The sequence below is a fragment of the Sphingobium chungbukense genome (assembly GCF_001005725.1).
GTDB classification, from domain to species: domain Bacteria; phylum Pseudomonadota; class Alphaproteobacteria; order Sphingomonadales; family Sphingomonadaceae; genus Sphingobium; species Sphingobium chungbukense.
In genome coordinates, this window is the sequence record NZ_LBIC01000003.1 from 496,492 (window position 1) to 508,725 (window position 12,234).

Here is a 12,234-nt window from a genome sequence, read left to right on the forward strand (position 1 = left end):
CCATGATTGCGACCCATAGGCTTATCGTTCGGAGCCTTCCGCGGCTTCGTCCAGTCGGCCTGTGACTGGCGATAAGCTATGGAAAATCTGTGCCCCTCCGACGCGAATCAGACTTAGCCATTGCGTCATGTTTAACAATTGAGCCAATGACTTATATCTTAGGTTAATCCCGTGCCCCACCGCGACGGAACGGCGGAAAAGCGGGGCTCAGGGGTTGGACGCCCCTTCCTCATCCTTTGGCGTTACAGACGCTTTTTCCACAGCTTCGGCAGCCATGTCCGCGGATTGCGCGTCAGACGGCTTCTCCATCGCGACCTCCCGCACGACCGGCTTCGGCATGTCGGCAACGATCCGTTCCATCCGCCGGCTGCGCTCGCTGCCCGCGCCGGTCGTCCGGCGGAAGCTGGCCAGGGCATAGTCCGCCAGCGGCACCGCCGCATCATAGCGTTTGCGGGCGATATAAAAGTCGATCAGATTTTCGACCGCCAATTGCGTATTGGGGTCATCTTCCGCCCGCGTGCGCAGATAACTGTCGAACACCCGCCGGAACAGGCCTTCGGCTTCCCGGAAACGGCCGGTCGAATCCAGTTGCAACGCCAGGTCGTTGGCCGAGATGAGCGCGCGCGGATCGTCGACGCCGAACAGTTCGTCCGCCAGGGCCAGTGCCTTGCGGGCGTTGTCGATCCCATCCGCCGCCTTGCCCGCCGAATAGGCCGCCTGCGCCGCGGCGACCAGCTTGCGCCATTCCTTTTCGCGCGCTTCCGTCACGTCCGGGACATAGGGCGCCTGCGCCTGCAACGGCGCCGCCGCACAGAGCAGCAGCGCAACCAGCAATCCCCTTGTCTTCGTGCCGCCGTCCCAGGCCATGCCGCCCCTCCTGCCGGCGGATGATAAGCGCCAGCAGCTTAAGAAAAAGCAACTATCCGGTCAGTGCCTCGACGAGCGCCCTGACCTTCTTCTGCCGCCACTGCGGCAAGGGGGCGATCAGCCAATAGGCAAGCGGCGACGACATTTTATCCCCCAATTGCCGCACCCGGCCCGCCGCCATATCCGCCTCCGCAAGCAGCGTCGGCACGCAGGCATGGCCGAAGCCGTTGGCCGCCGCCTCGATGGCGAGGCCCGCGTCCGCCACGCGGATCGTCGCGGGCGCGTCTCCTTTGGGGCAACCGGGCCATTCGATGCGATGGTCGGGACCACCTTGGGCCGCCTCGATCGTGACGAAGGCCGCTTCGCCCAGCTTGATGCCTTCATTCTCGCCCGGCCCTTCGGCAAGGCGCAGGGCGAGGTCGAGATTGGCTTCCGTGAAATCGAGCGTCTCGTCCGCGGCGACCAGTGCGAATTTGAGGTCGGGCTGGCTCGCCGCATAGCCCGCGAGGCGCGGCTGGAGCCATTTGGCGGTGATGTCGCGCGGCGCGGCGATGGTGAGCGAGGAACTGGACTGGCCCGCCTGCATGGCGCGCACGGCCTCCTCGAACTCCAGGAAGCCGGCGCGCAGGGCGGCAAGGCCCGCTTCGGTTTCCGGGGTCAGTTCCAGCCCCTTGGGCGTGCGGCGGAAGAGAACGACGCCCAGCAAATCTTCCAGCGCGCGAATTTGCTGCCCCACGGCCGCAGGCGTCACCGCCAGTTCGTCCGCCGCGCGGGTGAAGGACAGATGCCGCGCCGCCGCATCCAGCACGCGCAGGCCGTTGAGCGGCAAATGGGTACGCTTCATTCAGCCACCGCCGGCGCGATCAGCGCAAAATGGGGGATGGCGATGTCGAACGTCTCGCCGCTGGCGCCGATCATGTGATAATGGCCCTTCATCGAGCCGTTCGGCGTGTTGAGCGGGCAACCCGACACATAATCATAGCTCTTGCCCGGCTGCACCACTGGCTGTTCCCCCACGACCCCATCTCCATCGACCCGATGCTGCGTCCCCCGCCCATCGGTTATGATCCAGTGACGGGTCAGCAGTTGCACCGGCTGGTCCCCGTCATTCTCTATGCGGATATGATAGGCCCAGAACCAGCGGCCCCGGTCCGGCTCCGACTGTTCGGGCAGGAAGGTGACGGCCACATGCACGTTGATGTCGCGCGTGGTCGCATGAAAGGGGAAAAGTGCGTTCACAGCTTAAGAAATGCGCCTTTCACCCCTGTTCCGTCAACGGCCTATCGACTTCAGAGCGCGATCGAGATCCTCGATCACGTCCTCCGGGTCTTCCAGACCGACATTGAGGCGCAGCATATCCTCGGTGATGCCGACCTCCAGCCGCGCTTCCTCCGCCATGCCATAATGGGTGGTGGAGGCCGGATGCGTCATCAGCGAGCGCGAATCCCCGATATTGTTGCTGATGTCGACCAGTTCCAGGCCGTTGAGCAGCCCGTGCGCCTCCGCCCGGCCGCCGCCGACATAGAGCGAGAAGATCGGACCTGCCATCGCCATCTGCTTCATCGCAAGGGCATGCTGCGGATGGCTTTCGAGACCCGGATAAAGAACCTTCGCGACGCGGCCTTCGAGGAATTTGGCGACCTTGAGCGCATTCTCGCTCTGGCGGCGGATGCGCAGGTCCAGCGTCTCCAGCCCCTTCAACACCACCCAGGCGTTGAAGGCGCTGAGCGTCGGCCCGGTATTGCGATGGAAGGGCAGCAGCGTGTTGAGGATGAAATCCTCGGTGCCGCAGATCGCGCCGGCAAGCACCCGGCCCTGCCCGTCCATCATCTTGGTCGCGCTATAGGCCACCACGTCGGCGCCGAATTCCATCGGCCGCTGGAGCGCAGGGGTCGCGAAGGCATTGTCGACGACGCTGGTGATGCCATGCGCCCTGGCGATGCCGCAGATCGCGGCGAGATCGGCCACGTCCATGGTCGGATTGGCCGGGGTCTCGAAGAAGAAGACCTTGGTGTTGGGCCGCACCGCCGCTTCCCAGGCCGCATTGTCGGTCGCGTCGACCGTGGTCGTCTCGATCCCGAATTTCGGCAGCAGCGTGTCGGTCAGCCAGCGGCAGGAGCCGAACAGAGCCTTGCCCGCAACCACATGGTCGCCCGCCGACAACTGGCACAGCAGGGCCGCCGTCATCGCCGCCATGCCTGTCGCGGTCGCGCGGCAGGCTTCGGCGCCCTCCAGCAGGGCGATGCGCTTTTCCAGCATCTCAACGGTCGGATTCTGAAGGCGGCTGTAGGTCATGCCCTGCTGCTCGCCAGCGAAGCGCATGGCGGCATCTTCCGCGCGGTCATAGCTGTAACCGCTGGTCAGGAAGAGGGCTTCCGACGTCTCACCCCATTCGCTGCGCACGCTGCCGCCACGCACTGCGAGCGTCGCCGGGCGCCAATTCTTGGTGATCTCGGGATTCTGCCCGCTCTTGCGCTTCATCGCCTTATCCTCAGACCCAATATTCAGACCAGCGCCGCCAGCACGGCATCGCCCATTTCGACGGTGCTCATCGTACCACCCAGATCGAAGCTGCGCGCCCCGTCGGCAAGAGCCCTGGCGACGGCGGCCTCGATGCGGTCGGCCTGGTCGGCCAGGTTTAGCGAATAGCGCAGCATCATGCCCGCCGACAGAACCGTTGCCAGCGGATTGGCCTTGCCCTGCCCGGCAATGTCGGGCGCGGAGCCGTGGATCGGCTCGTACAGGCCCTGGTTGCTGTCGTTGAGCGTGGCCGAAGCCAGCATCCCGATCGAACCGACGCACATGCTCGCCTGGTCGGAAAGAATGTCCCCGAACATATTGCCGGTGACGATGACGTCGAACTGGCCGGGATTGCGCACGAGCTGCATCGCGGCATTGTCGACATACATGTGGCTCAATGCGACGTCGGGATAATCGGCCGAAACCTCGATCACCACGTCGCGCCAGAGCTGGCTCGTTTCCAGCACATTGGCCTTGTCCACCGAGCAGAGCTTGCCACGGCGGGCGCGCGCCGCCTGGAAGCCTTGATGCGCGATCTTGCGCACCTCCTCCTCATTATAGGACATGATGTCATAGCCTTCGCGCAGACCCTCGGGCGTCTTGCGCATCCCCTTCTCGCCGAAATAGACGTCGCCATTGGTCTCGCGCACGATCAGCAGGTCGATGGCGCTCGCCACCTCCTGCTTGAGCGCGGAGGCGTCGGCCAGCTCCGGGAAGACCTTGGCCGGACGCAGGTTGGAGAAGAGGCCCAGTTCCTTGCGCAGGCCAAGGATCGCCTGTTCGGGGCGCAGATGGCGCTCCAGCGAGTCGCAATCCGGATCGCCCACCGCACCGAAGAGAATCGCATCGGCGCGCCTGGCAAGGTCCAGCGTTTCCGGCGGCAGCGGATGGCCCACCGCCTTGTAGGCCGCGCCGCCGACCAGCCCTTCTTCATAGGTGAGGCCGGGGATCGCCAGCGCATCCAGCACGCGCTTCGCCTGAGCGACGATCTCGGGGCCGATACCATCTCCGGGGAACAGGGCGATCAACATAGGGCAACTCCTTCAACCTCGTGCCGCCCCTTATGAAGCCCCACCCTCCAGCGCAAGTATTTAGGCAATCGCTCTTTTGAGGCGATCGACCAGCCGCTCACGCGACGGAAGGATTTGCGCGCGCCAGTCGGTCAACACCGAACGCTCGATGAAGAAGCCCGTCAGCCGCAAACCGTCGAGGATCGCTGGCCAATCCCCCGCCCCGCCCGCCAGCAGGAAGGCCGGCAGCGGCAGCAGTCGATTCTCGTAGCCCAATGCCCCTTCCCGGCTGACCGCCGCCGCGCTGCGCGGACTGACAAAGGCCAGATCGTCCTTCCCGCCCGTCGCGGCGCAACGCGTCAGGTCCAGACCGAAACCCAGCTCGGCAAGGAGCAGCAATTCGTAGCGGATCAACGCCGCCGCCCATCCTCGCGCCGCCGGTGCCGCCTCGACCGCGCCCAGCACGCCGTCCAACGCCTGGTAGAGCGCGGGATAGGGCGTCCCCTCGGGCAGCGCCGCCGCCGTGAGCGCGCAAGCCCAGTCGATCGCTGCCGCAGGCAAGGCTTCTGCCAGCAGGGGCGCGCGGCTATGCGCCAATTCGACGGTCAGCCCCGCCAGCTGCTCCTCGGTCCGCGCCCGGAATTCGGCCTTGACCGCATTGCCGGGCAACAGCACCGGGCGTAGCTGGCGCGAACGCCCGCCCCGCACATACCCCGCCAGCAAGCCATGATCGGGCGTCAACAACCGCGCGATCGCGCCATGTTCGCCATGGCCGCGCAAGGCACAGACAAGGGCGGGAGTGATAAGCGACGCCATCCCGCCCGTTTACAGACTGCCGGGCAGGAACGCCATCCGGAGCCTTTTCATCCCGACCTGTCCCGAAATCGCGCATAATTTGCCGGGCGCGCCGATAGCCGCATCGATATCGGTTGCTTTTCCTTCAGTCACATGCGCACACTCCTCTTGTGGAGTATGTCGGGGGACAAATTTCACCATGCATCGCATAGACGGGGCGTCTTCCATGATGGATCGCCTGGTGCTTTGGTTGGGCCGTTCACCGACGCTGGGTTTTGCCATATCCCGCGTCGCCTTTTCCGTTGCCGCGATCTGGCAGATCGACGTCATGCTGGGCGGCGATTCCTATTTCACCCATACCGCGCAACTGGTGAAGATCGGCGTCTGGATATGGACCATCCTCAGCATGGGGCAGCATTTCCTGACACCGCCCGTCGGGCTGCTGCTGCGTCCCCTTTTCCTGATATTCGACCTGATCGTCTTCCTGACGGTCATCGTCCTGTGCGCCCCCCTGCAGATCGCGGCGCTGGGGTGCCTGTTTTTCGTCGCATGGTCGGCATCCGACCGCTTCGGACGCGGGGCGATCATCGTCCTGGGGCTATGTCTGATCTTCGCCTTCATGGCCCGCGGATATTATGACGCATGGATTTCGGTCCGGCATGTGATGGCCGTGGACCGCGCCATCGACAGCCTGACCATCGTCATCGGCTGCATGATCGCCGCATCGATGCTGAGCATGTCCATCCTGGAACAGCGGCTGGTCAACTGGACCGAGCGGTTGCAGGGCGTGGGCCTGTCCTTTCAGAAATCGCTCGCGCAATTTCTGGTGGAGCAGGTCGCGCAACTGATGAACTCCCGCTATTGCGCCTTCGTCTGGGAAACGATGGACGATACGGCGGTCCATTGCGAGTTCGGCGATGCGGACGGCGTGCGGCGCATGGTCCTGCCGCAGAAGCAGATTGACGGCCTGACCAACGTCACGCCAAGGGATGCGCCCTTTCTCTATTCCACCCAGTCACCCCGGCTCCTTCTGCGCAGCCGCCTCGGCATATTGCGGAATGAACGGGCGGCGGACCTGACCGACACCATATCGGACGTTTTCGGACCGGGCCAGGGGGCGAGCTTCTATGTGCAGGCCGGCGAACTGCGCGGGCGACTGTTCATCGGCACCCGCCATGGCTGGTCCCCGGCCCTGCTGCTGCGGTGCCTGCGCATACAGGAGGGGATCGACCTGTTCCTGGAACGCCATTTCTTCTTCCTTGCCTGGCGTCAGCGCACCTTTGCCGAAGCACGGCAGGCGCTCAGCCGCGACCTGCATGACAGCGTCCTGCAAACGCTGGCGGCGCTGCGCGTCAGGCTGGTGACAGCCATCCACGGACTGCCGGGCGGCGCTACCCCGGAACAGGTGGCGGAACTGAAATCCATGGAGGAACTGGTGACGGCCGAGCAAGCGCATCTGCGCCGCCTGCTCAGCCAGCAACTTCCCGTTTCATCGGAAACCGACGTCGACCTGGCCCGCGAGGTCGAACGCTGCTGCCGCTTCATCGCGTTGCAATGGGCGATCGATTGCCGCCTGAACCTGGTCGAGCGGGCCATGACCGTATCGGCGGAAACGGCGGCGGAAGTCGAATATCTGATCCGGGAGGTCGCCGCCAACGCGGTCAAGCATGCCAATGCCCGCCATATCACCGTATCGATCGCACAGGTCGACGACGAGATACTGATTGCGCTAAAGGATAATCCGGGGCCTCAGGCCCCGCACGAGACAGCTATACCGGCGATTTCGAACTGCAATCGCAATCCATCATGAAGCGATTGAGCAAGATCGGCGGTACGGCCTATTTTCATAATTTAAGCATGAATTCATTAATCTCGATCAGACTACCCTCCTCTTTACCAAGGTCCCAGATATGATGGCCCAGATTGCGATAGTCGACGATCATCCGATCTTCCTGGATGGCATGGCACAGTTCCTGAGTTCCCATGGCCACGACATATTGTTCTGCGCCCGCTCCGTGGAAGAGGCGCTGGAACGCATGCAAACCGGCGAGCCAGACCTGCTGATCCTGGACGTCAGCATGAAGAGCGGCGGCGGGCTGGCCATCCTGTCGGCCATCCGCAACAGCGGCAGCACGGTGCCGGTGATCTTCATGACGGTGCACATCCGTCCGGAACAGACGCTGGAGGCGATCAAGCTGGGCGTCGATGGCGTGGTGTTGAAGGACAGTGATCCCAACGAGTTGCTGGGCTGCATTCAGCAGGTCATGAACGGCAACAAGAGCATCGCCCCCTTCGTCATGGAACAGGCGCTGGTGCACAGCATCTCCGCCCCCGCGAACGAGGCCAATGTCCTGAGCGTATTGACCGAACGGGAACTGGAAATCGCCGGACTGATCCGCGCCGGATTGCGCAACCGGGAAATCGCCAGCCGTTGCGGCCTGACTGAAGGAACCGTCAAGGTTCATCTGCACAGCATCTTCCAGAAGCTCAACATCAAGTCGCGTTCGGAACTGATCATCATGATGATGTCGATGGACAGCGACATACCCGCCGTCAGCATGGAGCATTAGAACGATTTCCAGTCAGATGGCATCATCTTACGGTTAAGAAATCGGGGTAAAGCAAAGAAATAGAGCGCCCGATCTGATTCAATCAGATCGGGCGCTCTAAGGTCTGTGGACAATAGGGATTTTCTTTTTGGCTGAGAAGTGATTCAAGCTCCTTTTGGGAGCGCGAACATGGACCCGAACCGTTTTGTTATCAGTGATGCGATGTGGGAACGACTTGAGGGGTTGCTTCCCGGCAAAGTGACAGACCGTGGTGTGACGGCGGCGGACACGCGCTTATTTCTGGAGGCAGTATTCTGGCGGGTTCGCGCGGGTCTGCCGTGGCGCGACCTTCCATCCGGGTTTGGCAATTGGAACAGCAACTTCCGCAGGTTTCGACGCTGGGCGCGCGATGGCGTGTTCGACCGGCTTTTCGAGGCTGTGTCGGACGATCCCGATATGGAATATGCGCTCATCGATGGCACGATTGTTTCCGTTCACCAGAAGGCGACCGGCGCTAAAGGGGGACTCACAATCAGGCCATCGGGAGATCGAAGGGTGGGCTGACGACCAAGATCATGGCTCTGGTCGATGCGCTGGGCAATCTGGTGCGTTTTGTTCTGATGCCGGGGCAACGCAACGATATCATGGGCGTCAGGCCGTTGATCGAGGGGCTGACGTTCGACGCCTTGCTCGCTGACAAGGCCTTTGACGCCGATTGGCTACGCACGGAACTCGCCGAACGAGAGGCGCAAGCCGTCATCCCGCCGCGCAAGCATCGCAAAGCTTGCATCGACTACGACGCCCAAATGTACAAATGGCGCCACCTCGTCGAAAACTACTTCGCCAAGATCAAGGAATTTCGTGGTATCGCAACCAGATACGACAAAACCGATGGCAGCTTCAAAGCCAACCTCAACCTAATCGCTACACTCATCGCTTGTCGGTAAATGTCCACAGACCTTAGGGCATCGCACAAAAACACCGGAGAGCGCGTCCTGCGTCCGATTTAGAGCGCGCTGCGTTGAATCATGCGCAAGCCGCGCGCGCTGAGCTTTTGTTGCCGCATCCTTTTAAGCGCAAAACCGGTTCCCACTTTTGCGCACGATGCTCCAGCGCAGCGCGCTCCGACCGATTTCCTGGTGATCGCTGGTCAAAATCGAGCGCGCGAAACCTTATAGCGGGCGCACGAAATCAGGCATATGAGCCATGGCGCTGGGGTTCGGCCCCGCCATGTAGAGCGCCATGATCGTGCCCAGCGCAATGGCGACGCCATAGGGAATGGGGCCCTTGGCAGAGAAGATCGCGAGAGAGGAGTTACCGCGCACGCCCTGCGGCACCAGCCGGCGGCCCACGATGATCAACAGCGCCAGTACGCCGCCGCCCACCGTCATATAGACGATCCACGGAACGGCGCCCGACCAGTCAAACCAAAGCGCGCAGGCCGCCATCAGCTTGATGTCCCCTCCCCCCATCAAACGCATGGCGAACATGCCGCATCCGAGCGCGAACATGCCCAGAAAGAGGGTCGCGTTATGCCAGATGTCGTTTTCCCATCCCGTGACCGCGACCCAGCCGCCATAGAGGGCGACCACGAGCAGCGGAAAGACGTTCGATATGCGCAACCGCGCCATGTCTTCGACCGCCGCGGCGATCAGAACCAGCGAGACGGCCGGCAAAATCAGGTCCTTGATCATCGCTTCCCATTTTCCATTGACGCAAGCGCGGCGGCGGCTTCCGGCACGAAATTATCGGCTTCGGTGACGGCACGGCTCAGATAGGCCTGCGCCTTCGCCCGGTCGCCCGCCTGGAGCGCGACCTGCCCCGCATGGCTGAGCCGCCGCGCCCAGGTATCCGCACTGTCACCCGCCGAGCGCCGGATGTCCCGCCCCGACAAGACATAAGCGGCATCGCGATTGGCCGTGACGCCGGCGTCGTCGGGCACCAATTCATGCGCCTTGTCGAAAATGGCGGAGGCCTTGTCCGCCTGCCGCTGCTTGAGCAGCGACAGACCATAATTATTGAGTATCTTCTCGGGCTTGTTGGTAAGCTGGAAGGCACGCTCATAAGCGGCCGAACTCAGTGCCCAGGATTCCGCATGATCATAGGCGACAGCCAACGCATTCCAGGCTCGCCAGCGGTCCGCGCAAGCGGCAACGGCCCGACGCAGCGGCTCGAGCGCCTGCTGCGGCTGGCCAAGCCGCACCATGGCAATGCCTAGCCCTTCATCAACCCGGCAATCGGCCATTCCAGAATTGATCAATGCCGTGAACTGAGCGGCAGCTTCCCCATCTCGGCGCTTTTCCAGTGCAAGGCGCGCGGTTGCAATGTCGATCCGCGGCCGGTCGGTGGTCCCTGCCTCCGCACGCCATTGGGCAAGCATCGCTTCAGCCTGAATGATCCGTCCACCGTCGATCGCCTCATCCATCAGGAAGGGATAATCCAATGGAGCGGCCGCGGAGGGGGCTCCTCCAACGGGATGGGCGACGGCGGCCGCCAGCAGCAGAAGCAAAATCATCCCCTGCCGGCTTTCCGGTTGCCCGGTTGCAGCCACGCTTTCCACAGGCGTTTGAACACCCCATCCTGCACTTCATCGCCAGCCCATGATGCGCATCGACCGGCCGCATCCCCATCCTTCCGGGCGTTCGGCAGATCGATGGCATAACCGGTAGCCGGCAGACGGAAACCTGCCTGCGCTACCTCGCTACAGGCGGCCGCGACGCCCGGGCCGGCGGATGACGCCCTGACCAGTGACACAGGCTGCTTGGCCACGATGGCCGAGGGTCGATTTCCATTCAGAGGCTTCGGCTCGTTCAACGGCTCGGCGGCGACCGTCACGATCGGTGTGCTCAAGGATCGCGCCGGCGTCGGTGCCGCAACCTCCGCGACAGTGATGATCCTTGTCGTGAACTGGGGCGCCGCGCCAAAACCGTCGGCGGACGCCCCAGTCCGCAACCGCACTTCGCCAAGCGAAAGCCGTTCCAGTTCCAGATGGGCCTGGCGCTGCACGTTCGCAGGCGCCGTCCGCAGGCCGTTCGCCGCCAATTGCGCCAGCGTCGGACGGGCCGCCATTTTCGGCGCCCCTGCCGATCCGGGCACAAGTGATCGCGCAGCCGCCATCAAGGCATCGGCCTCGCCGCGAAGCCCCTGCGCTTCCAGACTACGCGCGAAATTACGATAGATGCGCGCATCCTGCGGCGCGCGGGCCAGGGCAAGTTCGAAAAATTCGCGCGCCAGATCATGCCTGCCCATCGCCGCATAGCTGATCGCGACACCGTTCAACGCATGCACATCGTCGGGATCGTAACGCACGGCCTTGCGGAACGCGTCCAGAGCCAGCGCATGATCGCCCTGCGCGAACAGCAGATCGCCCCGTGCCAACGCATCCTTCGTCGAACCGGTTGGCTCCTCATTAACGGGCCTGACCGAAAGAACGCCGGTTTTCGTCGGGCTGCATGCCGTCGTCGCCACGATGAGCGCGATGGCCAATGTCCGTTTTTTCACGCCCCCCATCCCCTTTGCTATCTGGTCATATATGGCAATATGTCGCGGATCACCCGCACGATCGCCGGCAGCATCAACACGCCGATCATGACCGGCAACATGCAGGCCACGAGCGGGATCGACAGCAGCACCGGCAAGCGGTGCGCCTTCTCCTCCGCGCGCATCCGGCGCTTTTCGCGCATTTCCGCAGCATAGACGCGCAGCGTCTGTCCCACGCTGGAGCCCAGTTGATCGGACTGGATCAGCAGCGTGGCAAAGGACCGGATTTCGTCCACATCCACGTCATCGGCCATGCGCCGCAGCGCATCGGCCCGGCTTCGCCCGGCCCGCAATTCCAACACGACCTTGCCCAGAACCGACGACACCAGCGGGTGGGATATGGCCAGTTCGCGCCCCACGCGATCCATCGCCGCTTCCAGCCCCAACCCCGCCTCGACGCAGACCAGCATCAGGTCCAGCGCATCGGGAAAGCCGTGGATAATGGCTTCCTGACGCCGCCCCGCCTTGGCCGATATCCACAGATTGGGAATATAAAGCCCCACGATCGCGAAGAACACGGCGATCAGATAGAGCTTCACCGGGCTCGGCGGTTCCGGTTTGCCGAGCGCGCTGATGACGAACACCGCCGGCAGGGCGAAGGTCATGACAAGGCGAATGAGGGTGAAGATGCGCGGCGCTTCGGGCGAGGCATAGCCCGCCGCGATCATCCGCCGGCGCAGGCTGTCATTGTTGCTGTCGACCAGGGAGATGCCCAGCCGTTCGATCCGGTCGACCAGCTTTTTCCATTCGCTGTTGTTGCGCTCGCCACGCAGACTGTGCACGCCCGCCTGCGTCGCGCTGCCGGCATCGCTTACCATGTCCAGACGGCTGCGTACCTTGGCGTTGCGCGTGACGAGTTCCGCCACACCGAATACCAGCGCCACGATCACGACGAACAGCAGCACCAGGAAAACCGGTCGCAATTGGGAAAGAAGTGCCAGGTCAAACATCAG

General features: G+C 63.1%; 13 protein-coding genes. 3 read left to right on the forward strand and 10 right to left on the reverse strand.

Going from position 1 to position 12,234, the window contains the following annotated elements:
* Positions 1-207 precede the first annotated feature (207 nt).
* Genes YP76_RS08400 through recO form a run of 6 tightly spaced genes read right to left on the reverse strand, consistent with a single transcriptional unit; the run spans position 208 to position 5,213 of the window.
* Complete coding sequence (locus YP76_RS08400; protein WP_157035711.1) at positions 208-867, reverse strand: tetratricopeptide repeat protein; 660 nt, start codon at positions 865-867, stop codon at positions 208-210.
* A gap of 52 nt (positions 868-919) precedes the next feature.
* Positions 920-1,711: a LysR family transcriptional regulator gene (locus YP76_RS08405; protein ID WP_046763109.1), complete on the reverse strand. Its 792-nt coding sequence runs from the start codon at positions 1,709-1,711 to the stop codon at positions 920-922.
* Complete coding sequence (gene apaG, locus YP76_RS08410) at positions 1,708-2,106, reverse strand: Co2+/Mg2+ efflux protein ApaG (protein WP_046763110.1); 399 nt, start codon at positions 2,104-2,106, stop codon at positions 1,708-1,710. The genes YP76_RS08405 and apaG overlap by 4 nt, the downstream gene beginning before the upstream one ends.
* A gap of 33 nt (positions 2,107-2,139) precedes the next feature.
* Positions 2,140-3,348 (reverse strand): O-succinylhomoserine sulfhydrylase, encoded by a 1,209-nt coding sequence (gene metZ, locus YP76_RS08415; protein ID WP_046763111.1) that lies wholly within the window; start codon positions 3,346-3,348, stop codon positions 2,140-2,142.
* A 23-nt stretch (positions 3,349-3,371) separates the two neighbouring features.
* A complete protein-coding gene (gene leuB, locus YP76_RS08420; RefSeq protein ID WP_046763112.1) occupies positions 3,372-4,418 on the reverse strand; it encodes a 3-isopropylmalate dehydrogenase in 1,047 nt (348 codons plus the stop codon).
* Between the two features lie 60 nt (positions 4,419-4,478).
* Positions 4,479-5,213, reverse strand: coding sequence for a DNA repair protein RecO (gene recO, locus YP76_RS08425; protein ID WP_046763113.1), 735 nt, complete (start codon positions 5,211-5,213; stop codon positions 4,479-4,481).
* 205 nt (positions 5,214-5,418) lie between these two features.
* Between recO and YP76_RS08430 the strand changes: the two genes are divergently transcribed.
* From YP76_RS08430 to YP76_RS26960, 3 genes are all read left to right on the forward strand, one after another.
* Entirely contained in the window at positions 5,419-7,002 is a 1,584-nt protein-coding gene (locus tag YP76_RS08430) for a sensor histidine kinase (RefSeq protein ID WP_232307487.1), read from the forward strand.
* Positions 7,003-7,102: 100 nt separating this feature from the next.
* Positions 7,103-7,762, forward strand: coding sequence for a response regulator (locus YP76_RS08435; protein ID WP_046763114.1), 660 nt, complete (start codon positions 7,103-7,105; stop codon positions 7,760-7,762).
* A gap of 168 nt (positions 7,763-7,930) precedes the next feature.
* Positions 7,931-8,688 (forward strand): IS5 family transposase gene (locus YP76_RS26960; RefSeq protein ID WP_100237303.1). Its coding sequence is split into 2 segments (ribosomal slippage): positions 7,931-8,267 and positions 8,267-8,688, totalling 759 coding nucleotides; the frame shifts between segments, so codons are not numbered across the junction.
* Positions 8,689-8,913: 225 nt separating this feature from the next.
* On the opposite strand, the gene YP76_RS08450 is transcribed toward YP76_RS26960, so the two are convergent.
* Genes YP76_RS08450 through YP76_RS08465 form a run of 4 tightly spaced genes read right to left on the reverse strand, consistent with a single transcriptional unit; the run spans position 8,914 to position 12,231 of the window.
* On the reverse strand, positions 8,914-9,435 hold the full coding sequence (locus tag YP76_RS08450; RefSeq protein ID WP_046763117.1) for an A24 family peptidase: 522 nt from the start codon (positions 9,433-9,435) through the stop codon (positions 8,914-8,916).
* Complete coding sequence (locus tag YP76_RS08455; protein WP_046763118.1) at positions 9,432-10,256, reverse strand: tetratricopeptide repeat protein; 825 nt, start codon at positions 10,254-10,256, stop codon at positions 9,432-9,434. Before YP76_RS08455 ends, YP76_RS08450 begins: the two co-directional genes overlap by 4 nt.
* A complete protein-coding gene (locus YP76_RS08460) occupies positions 10,253-11,242 on the reverse strand; it encodes a tetratricopeptide repeat protein (RefSeq protein ID WP_046763303.1) in 990 nt (329 codons plus the stop codon). Before YP76_RS08460 ends, YP76_RS08455 begins: the two co-directional genes overlap by 4 nt.
* A gap of 17 nt (positions 11,243-11,259) precedes the next feature.
* A complete protein-coding gene (locus YP76_RS08465; RefSeq protein ID WP_046763119.1) occupies positions 11,260-12,231 on the reverse strand; it encodes a type II secretion system F family protein in 972 nt (323 codons plus the stop codon).
* Positions 12,232-12,234: the final 3 nt, after the last annotated feature.